Source organism: Streptomyces sp. rh34 (genome assembly GCF_002551245.1).
In the GTDB taxonomy this organism is placed as follows: domain Bacteria; phylum Actinomycetota; class Actinomycetes; order Streptomycetales; family Streptomycetaceae; genus Streptomyces.
The window spans coordinates 1-16,990 of sequence record NZ_NTGZ01000167.1 but is presented as its reverse complement, the minus strand read 5'-3'; the positions used below and the strand labels follow the sequence as shown (position 1 = coordinate 16,990).

The following is a 16,990-nucleotide window of genomic DNA, read 5'->3' as shown; positions in this document are numbered from 1 at the left end:
AGACAGCGTCGGCCCGCAGCCCACCCGGCCGCCGGGTCCGACGCCCACCCCCCGTCCCACAGGCCCCGGCTCACCGAGCCCGGGCCCCGACCCGACGGACCCCGGCCCCACCGACCCCGGCCCGAGCCCCAGCCCCGACCCGACCGGTCCGACGGACCCGGGCCCCACCGATCCCGGCCCGACCGACCCGGGTCCCACCGATCCGGGCCCGAGTCCCAGCCCCGACCCGACGGACCCCGGCCCCACCACACCGCCCGACCCCGGCCCGGGCTGCCCCGACGACACCCCGTCACCTTCGCCGTCGGATCCCTCTCCGGGCGAGGAGTCCCCGGGCAGCCAGGACGAACCCGGCGATCCCTGTGTGCCGGGCGCAGGATCCGGTGGCTGAGCCCGGTACGGTCTGCGCGTCTCGGGACCTGGGCGGCCCACGTGCCGAGACGCGGCCGGACATTCCCGTTCACGTCCATGACGCCCTGAGGCGGGCGGCGTCGTGGGGCGACATGCTCAGGGGTCACGCCCGCCCGGGATGGTCGCCCGGCCCGTGTGCCCGGCCGGCCAGAGGAGTGGGTGAGAGGTCGGTCCGCTCCTCGCCGGGCTCCAGCAGGGTGTCCGCCGGGCCGAGGATCAGCGGGTCCGGTGTTCCTACGGCCTTCTCGTCCTTGCTGTCGTAGTCGAAACGCCACAGAAGGCTGCGCATCGCCTCCAGCCTGCCGCGCTTCTTGTCGTTGCTCTTCACCACGGTCCACGGCGCGTACTCGGTGTCCGTGGCCCGGAACATCTCGACCTTCGCGGTGGTGTACTCGTCCCAGAGATCCAAGGAAGCCAGGTCGGTCGGCGACAGCTTCCACTGGCGCACCGGGTCGACCTGCCGGATCGCGAAGCGGGTCCGCTGTTCACTGCGGGAGACCGAGAACCAGAACTTCACCAGCAGGACACCGTCATCGACGAGCATCCGCTCGAACTGCGGGGCCTGCTTCAGGAAGTGCTCGTACTGCTCCGGTGTGCAGAAGCCCATCACCCGTTCCACCCCGGCCCGGTTGTACCAGGAGCGGTCGAAGAAGACGATCTCGCCTGCGGTCGGCAGATGTGCCACATACCGCTGGAAGTACCACTGCCCGCTCTCGCGCTCGGTGGGCTTCTCCAGGGCGACCACGCGCGCCCCACGCGGGTTGAGCCGCTCGGTGAACCGCTGGATCGTGCCGCCCTTGCCCGCCGCGTCGCGGCCCTCGCACAGGACCACCAGCCGCTGCCCGCTCTCGCGGACCCACCGCTGGAGCTTCAGGAGCTCGATCTGGAGGAATCGTTTCTCCCGTTCGTACTCCCTGCGGCGCACCCTCCGGTCGTACGGATAGTTCTCCCGCCACGTCTCAAGAGCACGGCCCTGCTCGTCAAGGAGCACGGGCTGCTCGGGGCGCCGGCCGTCGACGGTCAGTCCCTTCAGCAGCTCCGCGGGGTCGGTGTTCTGGCCGCCGTCGGTCATGGTCGTGTCCCCGTTCGCTTCACGGTCCGGTGCGGCGGGAGAGGCCCCGGCCCGCCGCGGATGAGCCCTCTCCCGCACGGGAATGTGCCCCGGCAGCTGCCGGGCATGCCCGAGCCGGCGCGGTGGCCGGGGTCAGCCGCCTGACAACACCTGGGACAGGTCGTAGGAGACGACCTCCTCCAACTGCGCGTACGTACAGCCGGCGGGGGACCGGTCCGGCCGCCACCGACGGAACTGGGTGGTGTGCCGGAACCGGTCGCCCTCCATGTGGTCGTAGGCCACCTCGCACACCCGCTCCGGGCGCAGCGGCACCCAGGACTGGTCCTTCTTGCCCGACCAGCGGTTCTGCGTCCCCGGCAGCCGGGACTGCTCGTGCGCCGCCGCGTCCGCCCAGGCGGCCCACGGGTGTTCGGCGGACCCGACGCGCAGCGGCGCGAGTTCCTCGGCCAGCTCGGCGCGCCGCTTCATCGGGAACGCCGCGCAGACCCCGACGTGCTGGAGCACGCCGTCGGCGTTGTAGAGGCCGAGCAGGATCGAGCCGACGACCGGGCCGCTCTTGTGCTCGCGATAGCCCGCCACCACGACATCGGCCGTCCGCTCGTGCTTGATCTTGTACATCGCCCGGGCGTCCGGCCGGTAGGGGAGATCGAGCGGTTTGGCCACGATCCCGTCGAGCCCGGCCCCCTCGTACCGTTCGAACCACTCCCGGGCGACCTCGATGTCCGTGGTGGCCGGGGCGAGGAACACCGGCGCGGACGCGCCGGAGAGCGCCGCCTCCAGCACCTCCCGCCGGTCCGCCTGCCGGGTGGGGAGAAGGGAGGTGTCGTCGACGGCGAGGACGTCGAAGGCGATCAGACTCGCCGGGGTCTGCTCGGCGAGCAGCCGCACCCGGGAGTCCGCCGGATGGATGCGCTCGCCGAGCCGCTCGAAGTCGAGCCGCCCCTCGTGGGCGATGACGATCTCCCCGTCGATCACACAGCGCGGCGGCAGGTTCTCCCGTACGACGTCGACCAGGTCGGGGAAGTAGCGGGTCAGCGACTTGCCCGTGCGGCTGCCGATCTCCACCTCGTCGCCGTCCCGGTACACGATCGCCCGGAAGCCGTCCCACTTCGCCTCGTAGCTCATGCCCGGCGGGATCTTGGACACCGACTTGGCGAGCATCGGCTTCACGGGCGGCATCACCGGCAGGTCCATGCGCCGATTCTGGACCGCCCGCCCGCCCATGTCTCCCGATGTGCGGCATATGTGCGACCGGCCTACGGTGGCCGTCATGGGAGCAGCGGTGGAGCTGGACGCGGGCGGACGGGCCGTGAGGCTGTCCAACCCGGACAAGGTGTACTTCCCGGAGAAGGGCTACACCAAGAGGGACGTGGCCGAGTACTTCCTGGCGGTGGGGCCGGGGATCACCCGGGCCCTGAACCACCGGCCGACCACGCTCCAGCGGTTCGTCGACGGGGTGGAGGGCGACTTCTTCTACCAGAAGCGCGCCCCGAAGAACCTTCCCGAGTGGATCCCCACCGCCCGCATCGCCTTCCCCAGCGGGCGGTCTGCCGACGAGATCTGCCCCACCGAGCTCGCCGCCGTCATCTGGGCCGCCAACCTCGGCACCCTCACCTTCCACCCCTGGCCGGTCCGCGGCGGGGACACCGACCACCCGGACGAACTCCGCATCGACCTGGACCCGCAGCCCGGTACCGACTACGCCGACGCCGTCACCGCCGCCCATGAGCTGCGCTCCGTCCTGGAGGACCACGGCGTACGAGGCTGGCCCAAGACCTCCGGCGGCCGGGGCATCCACGTCTTCGTGCCCATCGAGCCCGACTGGACCTTCACCGAGGTGCGGCGCGCCACCATCGCCGCCGGGCGCGAGCTGGAGCGGCGGATGCCCGAGCGGGTGACGACCGCCTGGTGGAAGGAGGAGCGCGGTGAGCGGATCTTCGTCGACTTCAACCAGACCGCCCGCGACCGCACCATCGCCTCCGCCTACTCCGTACGCCCCTTCCCGCACGCCCCGGTATCCGCGCCGCTGCGCTGGGAGGAGATCGACGACGCCGAACCGCGCGACTTCGACATCGTCACGCTCCCGGCGCGCTACGCCGAACTCGGCGACGTCCACGCCGACATGGACCAGGAGGCGTTCCGGCTCGACGCCCTGCTGGAGCTGGCCGACCGGGACGAGAAGGAGCGCGGGCTCGGCGACATGCCCTATCCGCCGGAGTATCCGAAGATGCCCGGCGAGCCCAAGCGCGTCCAGCCCAGCCGTGCCCGCCACGACGACGATGACGGCGAGACGGCGTGAGCGGCGAGCAGCACGGCGCGCACGGTCGGACCCCGACTCTCCGCGAGCGCTGGGAGGCGTACAAGCACAGCCCGTTCCTCCCCGCGACCGTCCTCGTCCTGATCGTCGCCGCCGCGGCCGGTCTCTTCGCCGGCTCGTACACGTACGCGATGGCCGACCCGACCCCGCACCGCATCCCCGCCGCCCTGGTCACCCGGCCGGAGGCGGCGCGCGGCGAGACGTTCGTCGCGGGCATGGAGAAGGCCCTCGACGCCTCGCTCGAACTGCGCGACTATCCCGACGTCGCCGACGCCCGCCGCGCCCTGGACGAGCAGAAGGTCTTCGCCATCGTGCGCGCGTCGGACGGGGGAGTGGCGCTCGACGTGGCCGGAGCCTCCGGCGCGTCCGTGGCCGAGCTGCTCGGAAAGGCGGGCCTGGAGGTGGGCGAGGCCACCGGGGTCGAGGTCACCGTCCGCGACATCAAGCCGCTCCAGCGGGGCGACCCGCGCGGGCTCGCCCTGTTCTACATCTCGCTGGCCGCCGTGATCATGGGCTTCCTCGGCGCGATCCAGCTCAGCGTGCACGCCCACGGACTCAACCCGGCCGAGCGGATCGCCTTCACCGCCGCCTACGCCCTGCTCGGCGGCTTCGCCATCGCGGCGGCGGTGGACTGGTGGCTCGGGGCGGTGAACCTGCCGTTCGTCCAGTCCTGGCTGATCCTGGCGTTCACGATGTTCACCTCCGGCATGGTCTTCACCATGTTCAACACGTTGATGGGCCGCTGGGCGATGATCCCCACCTGGGGCGTCATGGTGCTGCTCGGCAACCCGTCATCCGGTGGCGCGGTGTCCTGGCCGCTGCTGCCCTCGGCGCTCGGGCACATCGGCCGCTGGCTGCCGCCGGGGGCCTCCGTCAACGCCCAGCACACCGCCGTCTACTACCAGGGCCACCAGTTCGTCTTCCCGTACCTGGTCCTCGCCGGCTGGGCGCTGGTCTCCTGCACGGTGTTCTGGGTGTGGCGGCACCGGCACCCCGGTGGCCGCGCCCGCACGCCGGAGCATGCGACCGCGGCCACCTGAGACCTTCCGTGCGGTTTACAGCTCCTTGATCCGGATGTCGCGGTACGAGATGACGTCGGTGACGCCGTGCACCTGGAGCCCGATGTAACCGGAGGCGAACCGCCGGCCGTCGGTGCCCGGGTCGTCGCCCCGCGGCGGCTCGAAGAGCTGACCGCCGGTGTTGTCGAACTCGTTGATCAGGACACCGTTGCGGTAGATCTCGTAGTGCTGGTCCACCACCTTGATCTCGTAGTCGTTCCAGGTGCCCTTCGGTGTGACCCCGGCGCCGCCGAGACCCACCCGGTCGAAGCCGTACACCGAACCGGTCTTGTACATGTCGCCGTCCGGCCGGTCGTTGACCTGGATCTCATGGCCGTACTTGATGGCGACCCACTCCGGACGCGACTCCTCCGGGTGGTCGTGGACCTTCGGGAAGCGGACGAAGACCCCGCCGTTGGCGTTGCCCGAACCCGGGGCGTCGTCCCGCCACTGGAGCTTCAGCGAGAAGTCGCCGTACGCACGGGTCGGGAACCACAGCATGCCCATGCCGTCCACCGTGGTGGAGCTGGTGATCGAGCCCTCCTCCTCGTTCAGCCCGAACGCGCCGCCGCCCACGTGGCTCCACTTGGCGAGCGAGGCCGCCGTGCCGTCGAAGAGCTTGGTGTAGCCCTCGACCTGGCCCGGCTTCCCGATGCCCGACTCCTTGGCGGCCTGGTAGATGGCCCTGCGCTCGCGCCGGTCGATGACACCGTCGGTCCTCAGCCTGTCGAGCACCGACGTCACGTGCTTGAGGAACAGCGCGTGGGAGGACCAGTCCTTCTCGTCCTCGATCAGCTCGTTGATCGTGCAGCGGTTACGGGTGATCCGGTTCGGCACGCCCGTGTCGATCGTGCCGACGAAGACGGTGTGCCGCTCGTCGAACTCCGCGCAGTTCGGCGCGGGAACCCCGCCGCCCTGGGCGATGGTGAACGACACCTTCTTCGCCTCGGAGGTGTTGCCCGCCTTGTCCGTCGCCCGGTGGGCGATGGAGTGGTAGCCGACCCGGTCGACGATCACCGGGGTGGTGTACGCCAGGTAGGGGCCGCCGTCGAGGGAGTACTCGACCTTGTCCACGCCCGAGTCGTCGTCGGTCGCCGAGACGGTGGCCCTGGCGCTGGTGATGAACGCGCCGTCGGAGTTCTTGTCGCCCTCGACCTTCACCGAGGTCTCCGGAGCCGTCTGGTCCTGGGACGGCGGCTCGACCACGGTGAAGTCGACGGCCTTCTCGTCCGCCACGTTGCCCGACCGGTCGGTGGCCCGGTAGCGGACCTGGTGCTCGCCCACCTCGTGGACCATCACCGGTGCGGTGTACGGCTGCCACGCGCCGTCCGCGCCGAGCGCGTACTCGATGGTGTTGACGCCGGACCCGGTGTCGGACGCGGTCACGGTGACCGTGGCCATCCCCAGGTACGCGCCCGCGTCGTCCTTCTCGCCCGAGACGGTCGCCGAGGTCTCCGGCGGCGTCTTGTCGTCGGTCGGCGGCGCGGCGACCGCGAAGTCGACGGACTTCTCCGCCGCCACGTTGCCCGCCTTGTCGGTGGCCCGGTAGCGGACCGTGTGGTCGCCGACCTCGTTCACCACGACGGGCGCGGTGTAGGGCTGCCACTCGCCGTCCGCCCCGAGGGCGAACTCGACGGTGTCGACGCCGGAGCCCGCGTCGGTGGCCTCGACGGCGACGGTGGCCTGGCCGATGTACGCGCCGTCACCGTCTCTGTCGCCGTCGACCTTCGCCGTGGTCGCGGGGGCCTCGGTGTCCTCGCCGCTGCCCTCGGTGACGGTCAGGATGCCCTGCATCATGCCGTGGCCGGGGATCGTGCAGTGATAGAAGTACCGGCCGGGCGACAGCGTGACCTCCACGCTGTGCTTGCCGCCCTCGGCGTCGCCCGGGTTGGCGAGGATGTTCAGCTGGACGTCGTTGTTGAACTCCGGGTCCGACACGCCGAACGTCAGCGTGTGCGGCATGCTCGTCGTGTTCCCGGTGGCCGTGCTGTTCTCGAAGACGATGGTCGCCCTGCCGGCCACCGCCGTCTTGGGCGCGGACAGGTAGCGGTCGATCGGGTCGCCCGCGGTCCAGGTCAGCACCTGGTCGGCGGCAGCGGCGGGAGCGTCGTCCCCCTTGCCGTACGCGGCCGTCGAGGTCAGGCCGAGGACCATCAGGAGGGAGGCCAGCAGGGCCACCCAGAAGCTCGGCGGACGGTGCCGCCCGCGTGTCAGGAGCGAGTGGTGTCTCACTTCGCCGCCGCCTTTCCGACGAGATCCTTGGCGGCCGGGGTCGCGGCGCCGCCCTTGTACGTCACGCGCCACAGCGCTGACTTGGAGTCGGAGGTGAAGAAGCCTCGCCCGTAGTCCAGGACGTACAGCGAACCGTCCGGTGCGAACTTCCAGTCCATCAGGTTGCGGATGCCGTCCGCCCCGACCGGGATGATCTTCTTCAACGACTCGGCGTGCGTGGGCAGTCCGCCCTTGCCGACCGTCTTCGGGTCGGTGAGCACGGCGTGCCGGGGCTGGGTGGCGTCGTAGAAGTCGCCGACGAACCACTTGCCGTCCCAGTAGGCGGGCCACTTGGCGGTGGACTCGCTCTGCGCGTCGTAGCGGTAGACCGGGCCGTTCATCGTGGCCTGCCCGCCGCCCTTGAGCCAGGGGAGCAGTTCCTTGCCCTCCTCGGTCTTGTAGCTCGGTACGCCGTTCTCGTCGCGCGGGTAGTCGACCCCGCCGCCCTGCGGGGAGTACCAGATGGTGTTCGGGGTCACCGGGGGCAGCTTGACCAGGCCGTCGTTGTTCGGCGACTCGTTCTTCGGGGCGTCGCAGTCGTACCAGCCCAGCGGCTTGGTCGGGTCGGGCAGATTGCGGTCGCGGTAGGGCTGGTTGTTGCCCATGCAGTACGGCCAGCCGTGGTTGCCCGCCTTGGTGATCGCGGCGAACGTGTCGTACTTCGCCGGGCCCCAGGTGGTGGAGGGGGAGCCCGCGTCGGGGCCGACCCAGCCCGCGTACAGCGTGTCCGTCGAGGTGTCGATCGAGATCCGGGCCGGGTTGCGCACGCCCATCACATAGATCTCGCCGCGGGTCTTCCCGCCGCCCTCGTCCGGCTCCTTGCCGGTGAAGAGGTTGCCCTCGGGCAGGGTGTACGTACCGTCGTCCTCCGGGTGGATCCGCAGGATCTTCCCGTTGAGGTTGTTGGTGTTGCCCGCGGTGCGCCGCGCGTCGGCGAAGGAGACGCCCTTGTAGTTCGGCTGCGGGTTGTTGCCGGAGTAACCGTCGCTGAATCCGGAGGAGTTGTTGTCACCGGTGGCGATGTACAGGTTGTCCTGCGAGTCCCAGGCCATGCCGCCGCCCGCGTGGCAGCAGCTGTGGATCTGCACCGGCCAGCCGAGCAGCACCTTCTCCGAGGCCAGGTCCAGCTTGTTGGTCGCGGAGTCGAAGGTGAAACGGGAGACCTGCCGGGTCGCCATGCGCTTGTCGCGGTCGATCTTCGCGTGCGGCGTGTAGTGCAGGTACACCCACCCGTTCGACGCGAAGTCCGGGTCCAGCTCGATACCGAGCAACCCCTCCTCGACCTTGACCAGTTCGTCGCCGCCGCCCTTGTTGCCGAAGACGTCGAGGGCACCCGCCAGCGTGACCTTCCCGGTCTTCGGGTCGTAGACGTGGATCTCGCCCTTGCCCTTGCCGATGTCCGGGTCGTTCCAGTCGATGACGACGGGGGCGGAACTGTCGGCCCCGCCGCGCCCGATGTAGAGGACCCGCCCGTCCGGCGCGGTCACCAGACCGTGCGGTTCGCCGATCTGGTCGTTCTGGCCCGGCTGGTTGGGCTGGGTCAGACGCTCGGCGGTGTAGTTGGAGGTGATGGTCGCCTTGCAGTCGGCCTGCGAGGTCCGGTTCGTCCAGGCGAGGGCGCCGCGCAGATGGTCGCGGAAGTCGGTCTCCGCGAAGCTGTTCGCCGTACCGCCCATGGCCGTGTAGAAGGACCGGCCGCCGTCGTAGTCGCGGCACCAGGAGACCGGGTGGTCCCAGCCGTTGGCGCTCGCGCCCGGCTTGTACGTCGTCTCCCGTACGCGCGCCACGGTGTGCACGTCACCGGACGGGTTCTTCGTCCAGTTCAGCCACTTGTCCGGGCGCTTCCACTCCAGCGGCAGGTTCTTGGTGGCCGGGTGGATCCGGTCCCCGATCTCGACGGTCGCCCGCTGCGCGGAAGCCGGGCTGTTCGCCGCGGGGCGGGCGCCGACCAGTCCGGTGAACCAGTCCGAGTACGGCTCGGTGCGCGCCGCGTCATGGATGCCGAGGAAGCCGCCGCCTGCCTCCATGTAGGCCTCCAGGCCCGCTTCCTGCTCCGGGTCGAGGACGTCGCCCCCGCCGGTCAGGAAGACGACGGCGTGGAAGGAGCCGAGCCGCTTGCCGTTGGTGAAGACCCTGGGGTCGGCCGTGGCCACGGTGGCGAACCGGCCGGCCTCCGGGCCGCTCAGCCCGATCTTCTCGATCGCCGCGATGCCGGCGTCCGTGTACGGTGCCTCGTCGCCGGCCGAGGCGTGGAAGACCAGCACCTTGACTTGTTTGGCGGAACCGGGCGGAGTCGGCAAGGACAACGTTGTCGCCATCTTCTCGACCAGGGCCCGGTCCGGCGACGGATCCGCGCTGGCCGGGCCGCCGCTGCCCAGCATGGACACGGTCAGTGCGCCGGCCGCCACGGCCGCCGCGAGGCCGCGTCGTGATCTGGACCGGTGATGTGATGCGCGCTGCATGTGGTCACCCACCCCTCTGTGGTCACTGCACCTCTCGGTGACTGTGGCTTGTTCACTCTTCGTCAGTACCTCTCGAATCCCTGTAACAGCGCACGAAGCTAGACCTCTTTTCGCGGTACGCCAATAGGTATGGCGGCAATCGTGTGAACTTTGTCCTGGGTGTGGATAAACGGAGACGCCCCGGCTACGGTGTGGCCCGTTCCGGGATCCCGTAAGCGCCGTTCCGTATCGGCGGCATCGCCAGTTTCCTTATCGCAGTGGGGAGTTCGACATGGACCGAAGGACCTTCAGCCGGCGGATGCTGGTGGGTGGCGCAGCCGCGGCCGCGACCGGGGTGACATCGTTGTCGCTCGGAGCGGTGGAGGCGAGCTCGGCCGAGAATCCGCCCCGTACGGCCCCGGCCGGTGGGGTGGTGCGCCGACTGAGGATGTACGCCGAGAAGTTGCCGAACGGCGAGCTGGGCTACGGCTTCGAGAAGGGCAAGGCCTCGATCCCCGGCCCTCTCATCGAGCTGAACGAGGGCGACACGGTCCACATCGAGTTCGAGAACCTCACCGACGTCGACGCCAGCCTCCACGTCCACGGCGTCGACTACGACATCGCCAACGACGGCACGCGGATGAACAGGAGTCACGTCGAGCCCGGCGGCACCCGGACGTACACCTGGCGCACCCACGCCCCGCGCCTCCGCAAGGACGGCACGTACGAGCCGGGCAGCGCGGGCTACTGGCACTACCACGACCACGTCGTCGGCACGGACCACGGCACCGGCGGCATCCGCAAGGGGCTGTACGGGCCGGTCGTCGTGCGCCGCAAGGGCGACATCCTGCCCGACCAGACGTGCACGGTCGTCTTCAACGACATGATGATCAACAACAAGACGGCCCACAACAGCGTCAACTTCGAGGCCACGGTGGGTGATCGGCTCGAATTCGTGATGATCACGCACGGTGAGTACTACCACACCTTCCATATCCACGGTCACCGCTGGGCGGACAACCGGACCGGCATCCTCACCGGCCCCGACGACCCGAGCCGGGTCATCGACAACAAGATCTGTGGCCCTGCGGACTCCTTCGGCCTCCAGATCATCGCGGGCGAACGCGTGGGCGCGGGCGCGTGGATGTACCACTGCCACGTCCAGAGCCACTCCGACATGGGGATGGCGGGACTCCTGCTGATCAAGAAGCCCGACGGCACGATCCCGGGCTACGAGCCCCACCACGCGGCGGGCGGCGCGGAGAAGAGGGCCGAGGAGAAGAGCGGCACGAAGAGCGCCGAGGAGAAGGCCGGGGCGGGCGCCGGGGAGCACCAGCACTGACCCCGCCCGTCCGTGCGGGGCCCGTGCCGAGGGCGGGCCCGGTCACGGGCGGAGGGTGTCGTCCGCGAGCCGCTGCTGCTCCTCCTCGACGATGCGCCGGGCCAGCTCGGCGTCGGAGACGTCCACCGCGTCCGGGGTGGTCTCCGCCAGGTCGCTGCGCCGGGCATACGCGTCGAAGAGCCGGTCCTTGCGGGTCAGCAGCTCCACCAGGCGCTGGTCGACGCTGTCCGTGGCCAGCAGCCGGTGCACCTGGACCGTGCGCACCTGGCCCATCCGGTGGGCGCGGGCGACCGCCTGGTGCTCCAGCGTGGGCTTGATCTGCGGCTCGCACAGGATGACCACGGAGGCGGCCTGCATGTTCAGTCCGGTGCCCCCGGCCTGGATCTGGCTCAGCAGCACCGCGTGCCCGTCCGCGGCGGAGAAGGCGTCGACCAGCTCCTGCCGCCGGGCCGGCGGGACGCCCCCGGAGAGCGGCCCGTAGGCGTCCGGCCCCAGGGCGTCCCCGACCGTCGCGAGGACCTCGCGGAAGTAGGAGAACACCACCACCTTCAGGCCGTTGTCCCGCGCCTCGTCGACGAGTTCGCGCAGCCGTTCCAGCTTGGCGGAGGACCCGGGCACGGCGTAGGCGGCACGGCGCATCCGCATGAACCGCCCGGAGGCGACCGCCCGGCGGTAGGCGTCCCGGTCCTCGGCACCGAACTCCTCCCACTCGTCCACGTGGACCAGCGCCGGGAGTTCGGCCAGCACGTCGACCTGATTGCGGCGCAGATAGGCGGGGGCCACGGCCCGGCGGAAGGCCCGCGAACCGGCCGCGCCGTGCGTGGAGCTGACCGACGGCGCGAGTTCGGGGCGCAGTTGGCGCACCAGGCTGCGGAACTCCTCGACCCGGTTCTCCATCGGGGTGCCCGTGAGGAACAGCACCCGCTCCACGTGCTCCGCCCAGCCGGCGACCGCCCGGGACCGACGGGCCGCGGGGTTCTTCACGAAGTGGGCCTCGTCCACGACCAGCATCCCGGGTCGCGCCGAGTCCGCCGCCACGGGCAGCAGGTGCAGTGCGTCGAAGGTGGTCACCGCCACCCCGCCGTAGTCACGCCAGTCCGCGAACGCCTCCGTCCGCTCCGCGCCGTGCACCGGCACGGCGCGCAGGGTGGAGCGGGCCCGGATCTCCCGGGTCCAGTTGATCAGCACGCTCGCCGGGCAGACCACGAGGAAGTGGCTCTCGCCGCGGGCGGCGAGGTGGGCGAGCGCCGCGATGGCCTGCACGGTCTTGCCGAGCCCCATCTCGTCCCCGATGACGACCCGCTTCTGCGCCAGCGCGAAACGCGCCCCGAAAGCCTGGTACCCCCGCAGGGACACCCGCAGATGCGTGTCGTCGAGGCGGAGCGCGCGTACCCGGTCCGCGATCCCGGCGGGCAGGAAGCCCTCGGCGGCGTCCCGGTCCGGACCGCTGCCGGACAGCTCGGCGAGCAGGCTGTAGTACTCGGCGGACCGCAGCTCGAAGTCCACCCAGGCCTCGGCGGGCGACGCCGGTGACCGCAACAGGTCGGCCGACGCCTGTGCGAAGAGCACCGGCAGTTCGCGCTCCTCGGCCTCCGCCACTGCCGACCGAACCGCGCCGACGGCCTCGCGCGCCCGCGCCCGCGCCTCCCGTCCGGTGAACAGCATCCGCAGCCGGCTCCCGGCCGGGGCGGCCGCCGCCACCGGAGGGCCGAGCCGCTCGGCGAGCCGACGGGCCGCGTCCACCGCCCGCCGCGCGTCCGCACCTGCCTCGGCCAGCCGGTGCAGGGCGATGACCAGCGCGGTGCTGGTGTCGTCCGGGGCGTCCACGTCGATCCGCACCGAGACGGTGTCCCGCACGGCGTGGGCGATCTGCGCGGCGGCGGCCAGCGCCTGGTCGGCGGTGTGGGCACCGACGCCGGGAAGCTGCCGGAGCTCGTAGCGGTTCGTGCCGTGGACCTGGCCGACCGTGCCGAACCCGGCCTGCTCCAGCGCCCCGAGGCGCAGCCGCCCCTCGGTGACGTCCTTGAGCCGGGAGACGGGAATGACGGCCAGCTCCCGGCCCACCAGGGAGTCGAGCAGCGGATCGAGCACGGATCGTACGGCGTCCACGGCGTCTCCCCGGTCCGCCGGCACGGCACGGGCGCTCTCCAGGAGCCGCTCCGCCCGTGCGAGCAGCTCACGGACCGCCCCACCCGTGGGTACCGGGCTCTCGGCTGCCCCCTGCGCGAGTGTCCTGCCCGCCGCCCCGCTCCGCTTCATGTACGTCCTCATGTTCCCGGAGGGGGCTCACGGCCCCGGGCCCCCGCTCCGTCGGCCATCCCACCATCGTGCCACGCCCCACCGACAGGCCCCGGGCGTGCACCGTTGCCCCACGACGGCCGCGACGCGCCGCTCCAACGCTTCGCCCCGGCAGGCGCGCGATGCCTAACCTGAGCGCACGGCGGACGCCGAGCACCGCCGGTCCGACCGCGACCCGGTCGGCCCCGCGCGGACTGCGGTCGTCGGTGCCCGGTGCGAGACTCGGATGGAGAGGAACCAACCGGCAGCACCGGACGCGCAGGATCACCCGGACCGACCCAGGAGCACGCGATGATCAGCCCCACCTTCCTCGACGGAGCGCCCAACTGGGTCGATCTCGGCACCCCCGACCTCGACGCGGCCGCCGCCTTCTACCGGGAGCTGTTCGGATGGGGCCTGGTCCCCGGCGGCCCCGAGGTCGGCGGCTACGGGATGTTCACCCTGGACGGCCGGTACGTCGGCGGTGTGATGACGGTGCCGGAGGAGGAATCGCCGAGTGCCTGGTCGGTCTCCTTCCAGTCGCCCGACATCGCCGCCACCGCCGCGGCGGTGGCGCGGGCGGGCGGCAGCGCCGCGTTCGAGCCGATGGACGTCCTGGACCTCGGCAGCATGGGCGGCTTCACGGACCCCGCCGGAGCCTATTTCGGTGCCTGGCAGCCGAAGGAGCATTCCGGCTTCGGCGTCGTCCAGGAGCCCGGCTCGTTCCTCTGGGCCGAGCTGTACACCTTCGACGTCCCGGCGGCGGCCGCGTTCTTCACCAGCGTCTTCGGCTGGGGGACCGACCAGTTGAAGGTGGAGGGCGCCGACTACACCTACACCACCGTCCACCCGGACGGCGCCGGCCCGGAGGCGTCGTTCGGCGGCCTGGTCCGGATGGGCGACGTCCCGTCCGAGGCCGCGCGCGGCCCGCACTGGCTGCCGTACTTCGCCGTGGCCGACGTCGACGCCACGGTGGCCGGGGCGAAGCGGCTCGGCGGCACGGAGACCCTGGCCGCCATGGACGTGCCCGGCGTCGGCAAGATGGCCAACGTCGCCGACCCGTACGGTGCGGTCTTCGCGGTCATGCGGCCCGAGCCGAGGCAGTAGACACGGGCTGCGCCCGCCGACACGGGCGACGACTCGGGCGAGGCCGCGGGGCCGCGCTCGGAGCGGATTGATGAATCGTTGATCAGTTGTTTATCGCCACCGGGCACCGTGTGCACCATGCTGATCAATACCGTGACCGACGACGCGCTCGCCTGGCAGGAGACCGCGTTGTGCGCGCAGGCCGGGCCAGAGTTCTTCTTCCCGGCTCCGGGCAGTTCGACCCGCGAGGCCAAGCAGCTGTGCAACGCCTGCGAGGGCCGGATGGCCTGCCTGGAGTACGCACTCGCCAACGACGAGCGGTTCGGCGTCTGGGGCGGCCTTTCGGAGAAGGAGCGCGAGCGACTGCGCAGAGAAGGCCGCGAACGGGTCTGAACGCCCCGGCCGCACGCACCCGGCCGCACCACGCACCGTAAACGGCTGGGGTGTTCGGCCCGGGCCCGGCACAATCGGGCCATGACCGACGCACCGCCCCTCGTCCTCGCCGCCGCCCTGCTCGACGCGCTCGAACCGCTGCCCCATACGGGGCGCATGCGCGAACTGGCGGCCGGAGCGGGCCGACTGGCCGCCCAGGGGTCGCTGCGCGCCGTCCTCGACGAACTGGAGGACGGCGACCCGTACGAGCGCCGGATCGCGGTGATCGCCGCCGCGGTCGGCCGGGACGCCGAGTGGATCGGGGCGCGTCTCGCCGACGAGGACGCCGTCGTGCGCGGGCACGCCCTGCGCGCGGCGCGGACACTCGGCGTGCCGGACGCGGCGTACGAGAGGGCCTTCGCCGACGCGCCCGCCGCCGTGCGCCGCCACCTCGTACGGGCGATCGTCGCCGACCGCCGCACCGCGCTCGCCGACCGCCTGGTGCTCGCGGTCCGCGACACCCACGGCGACATCGAGGCGGCCCGCCTGCTGCCCGGCTGCTCGGCCACGACGGTCGGGACGCTGCTGCCCGAACTGCGGCGCTCGACGGCCTGCTGGTCCTCGCTCGGCCACCACCACCCCGTACCGGTGCTGGACTCGGCCGAGGCGGAACTGGCCGGCCTCCCCGTGACGGCCCGGGACGCCTGGTGGCACGGGTACGGGCACCCCCGGGGCATCGCCGCCGCGACCCGGGCCCTTCCGCACCGGGTGCTCGACCTCCTCGAACGGTTCGGTCCCACCCGCCTCCCGGTCGTGCTGCACGGCCCCCTCGGGCATCTCGTCGCCGCCGACCCGGTCCGGTTCGCCCGCCTCGTCATCAGGCCGGACGTCTGCGCGCAGGTGCACCACGCGCTCAGCGGGACCCAGCTGCGCCGCCTCGTCCGCGCTCTGCCCGACACCCTTCTCGTCGAACTGGGCCGCAGCGTGCGGCACCCGGCGGGCCCGGGGCCCCGGATCCTCCGCGCCCTGCCGCCCGGCCGTCGGGCCGCGCTCCACGAGGCGGTCACCGAGGACCGGGGCGAGGGAGCCTCGACGGACACCGTCGACACTCGGTTCCTGGACGCGCTGCCCCGCAACCGGGTCGCGGCCGTGGCCCGGCGGATGGCGGACCGGGCCCGGGCCCGCGGAGACGACGCCGCCGTCCTCGACGCCGTCTCCTACCTCCCCTTCGACGAAGGACGCGAACAGCTCCTGGCCGCCACCCGCGGGCCCGCCGCCGACGACCGCGCCACGGCCTGGGCGCTGCTCGTCGGCAGCGCGGGCCGCTCCGGAGATCCGGCCGCCGTCGCCACGGTGCTGGAGGACCTGCTGCGGCTGCGCAACGAACAGGACCCCGTCCGCTCCACCGCCCTCACCGCCCTGGCCGGGGTGAAGCCCGCCCTCCTCACCGACGCGGTGGAGCCGCTGCTCGACCGCGTCGCCGCCGACGCCGTCGAGGCCCGCGACTCCTCCGCCGCCACCCGCGGTGCCCTCGGCTCCCTGGCCGTCGGCGCGCTGCGCGAACACGCGGTGACCGGACAGCGCGAGCTGCTCAACTGGGCGCTGCGCACCCTGGTCCGGATCACCGGCACCAGCGGCAGCGCGGACTTCGGCCGGCTGGACCGGACGCTGCGCCGGGGCCAGGAGCACACCGTCTTCGACGCGCTGCGCCCCTGGCTGGAAGCGGGCGCGGAACGTTCCGACTACGGCCTCGTCCTGGCCCTGGCCCGCGCCGTGGGCCGTCGCGCCGACGCCATGCCCGGCCTCCAGGACCTGCTGTGGCAGGCGGTGAACTACGGTGACGCGGCTGCCGCCCGGAGCGCCGCCGCCCTCTGGCTCCGGGCCCCGGCCGGCGGGGACGAGCGGGACGAACGGGTCGAACGGCTGCTGGCCCGGCACCCCTCGGCCATCGCCCTCCCCGACGTCCGGCGCGTCGTGACCCGCCGGCGGACGGACCTGCTGGAGGCGTACTTCGACGGGACACCGCCCCGGGGCCGGTTCCTCGCGCCCGGGGCGCGCTGGACCGTCGAGGCCGCCGGAGCCGAGCGCTGGACGTCCGGTCAGCAGCGTGCCGCCCAGCGCGCGGTGGAGCGCACGGTGACGGACGAGAAACTGCCGCTGTATCTGCGCACCGCCGCCCTGGGGCAGCTCGCCCGCATACCCGGGCGGGGCGCCGACGCCGTACGCGTCTGGACCGCTGACCGGGACGTGGTGATCGCGGAAGCAGCGCTCGCCGCCCTCGCCCACACCGACCGGCCCGCCGCGTCGCTGCCCGAGCTGCTCGCCCACGCCGGCTCCGACCGGGCG

The 16,990-nt window shown here is 72.1% G+C and carries 11 protein-coding genes; 6 read left to right on the top strand and 5 right to left on the bottom strand.

What is annotated here, in order from left to right; translation table 11 throughout:
* Window positions 1–511: 511 nt before the first annotated feature.
* Window positions 512–1,480 (bottom strand): polyphosphate kinase 2, encoded by a 969-nt coding sequence (gene ppk2, locus CR470_RS25825; protein WP_097869932.1) that lies wholly within the window; start codon window positions 1,478–1,480, stop codon window positions 512–514.
* A gap of 132 nt (window positions 1,481–1,612) precedes the next feature.
* Window positions 1,613–2,674: an ATP-dependent DNA ligase gene (locus CR470_RS25820; protein ID WP_097869931.1), complete on the bottom strand. Its 1,062-nt coding sequence runs from the start codon at window positions 2,672–2,674 to the stop codon at window positions 1,613–1,615.
* 76 nt (window positions 2,675–2,750) lie between these two features.
* Between CR470_RS25820 and ligD the strand changes: the two genes are divergently transcribed.
* Both ligD and CR470_RS25810 read left to right on the top strand, forming a co-directional pair.
* Window positions 2,751–3,779, top strand: a complete 1,029-nt coding sequence (gene ligD, locus CR470_RS25815; RefSeq protein ID WP_257138920.1) for a non-homologous end-joining DNA ligase — start codon at window positions 2,751–2,753, stop codon at window positions 3,777–3,779.
* Window positions 3,776–4,837: a hypothetical protein gene (locus CR470_RS25810; RefSeq protein ID WP_097869930.1), complete on the top strand. Its 1,062-nt coding sequence runs from the start codon at window positions 3,776–3,778 to the stop codon at window positions 4,835–4,837. The genes ligD and CR470_RS25810 overlap by 4 nt, the downstream gene beginning before the upstream one ends.
* 15 nt (window positions 4,838–4,852) lie before the next feature.
* On the opposite strand, the gene CR470_RS25805 is transcribed toward CR470_RS25810, so the two are convergent.
* Both CR470_RS25805 and CR470_RS25800 read right to left on the bottom strand, forming a co-directional pair.
* Complete coding sequence (locus CR470_RS25805) at window positions 4,853–7,087, bottom strand: OmpL47-type beta-barrel domain-containing protein (RefSeq protein WP_097869929.1); 2,235 nt, start codon at window positions 7,085–7,087, stop codon at window positions 4,853–4,855.
* The gene (locus CR470_RS25800) at window positions 7,084–9,588 is read right to left on the bottom strand and encodes a ThuA domain-containing protein (protein WP_257138919.1); all 2,505 of its coding nucleotides are present in this window, start codon (window positions 9,586–9,588) and stop codon (window positions 7,084–7,086) included. Before CR470_RS25800 ends, CR470_RS25805 begins: the two co-directional genes overlap by 4 nt.
* A gap of 271 nt (window positions 9,589–9,859) precedes the next feature.
* Here CR470_RS25800 and CR470_RS25795 point away from each other — a divergent pair, with 271 nt between their 5' ends.
* Window positions 9,860–10,909, top strand: coding sequence for a multicopper oxidase domain-containing protein (locus tag CR470_RS25795; RefSeq protein ID WP_097869927.1), 1,050 nt, complete (start codon window positions 9,860–9,862; stop codon window positions 10,907–10,909).
* A gap of 42 nt (window positions 10,910–10,951) precedes the next feature.
* On the opposite strand, the gene CR470_RS25790 is transcribed toward CR470_RS25795, so the two are convergent.
* Window positions 10,952–13,168: a DEAD/DEAH box helicase gene (locus CR470_RS25790; protein WP_097869926.1), complete on the bottom strand. Its 2,217-nt coding sequence runs from the start codon at window positions 13,166–13,168 to the stop codon at window positions 10,952–10,954.
* 330 nt (window positions 13,169–13,498) lie between these two features.
* On the opposite strand from CR470_RS25790, the gene CR470_RS25785 reads away from it, so the two are divergent.
* The 3 genes from CR470_RS25785 to CR470_RS25775 form a co-directional block, all read left to right on the top strand.
* Window positions 13,499–14,293 (top strand): VOC family protein, encoded by a 795-nt coding sequence (locus CR470_RS25785; protein ID WP_097869925.1) that lies wholly within the window; start codon window positions 13,499–13,501, stop codon window positions 14,291–14,293.
* Window positions 14,294–14,410: 117 nt separating this feature from the next.
* Entirely contained in the window at window positions 14,411–14,665 is a 255-nt protein-coding gene (locus CR470_RS25780; RefSeq protein ID WP_097869933.1) for a WhiB family transcriptional regulator, read from the top strand.
* An 81-nt stretch (window positions 14,666–14,746) separates the two neighbouring features.
* A partial coding sequence (locus CR470_RS25775; protein ID WP_097869924.1) for a hypothetical protein occupies window positions 14,747–16,990 on the top strand: 2,244 nt, incomplete at its 3' end.

Excerpts from the sequence above, each read along its gene's own strand:
- CR470_RS25785 (WP_097869925.1), top strand. The coding sequence starts at position 13,499 with ATGATCAGCCCCACCTTCCTCGACGGAGCGCCCAACTGGGTCGATCTC.
- ppk2 (WP_097869932.1), bottom strand. The coding sequence starts at position 1,480 with ATGACCGACGGCGGCCAGAACACCGACCCCGCGGAGCTGCTGAAGGGA.
- CR470_RS25790 (WP_097869926.1), bottom strand. The coding sequence starts at position 13,168 with ATGAAGCGGAGCGGGGCGGCGGGCAGGACACTCGCGCAGGGGGCAGCC.
- CR470_RS25820 (WP_097869931.1), bottom strand. The coding sequence starts at position 2,674 with ATGGACCTGCCGGTGATGCCGCCCGTGAAGCCGATGCTCGCCAAGTCG.
- ligD (WP_257138920.1), top strand. The coding sequence starts at position 2,751 with ATGGGAGCAGCGGTGGAGCTGGACGCGGGCGGACGGGCCGTGAGGCTG.
- CR470_RS25800 (WP_257138919.1), bottom strand. The coding sequence starts at position 9,588 with ATGCAGCGCGCATCACATCACCGGTCCAGATCACGACGCGGCCTCGCG.
- CR470_RS25795 (WP_097869927.1), top strand. The coding sequence starts at position 9,860 with ATGGACCGAAGGACCTTCAGCCGGCGGATGCTGGTGGGTGGCGCAGCC.
- CR470_RS25780 (WP_097869933.1), top strand. The coding sequence starts at position 14,411 with ATGCTGATCAATACCGTGACCGACGACGCGCTCGCCTGGCAGGAGACC.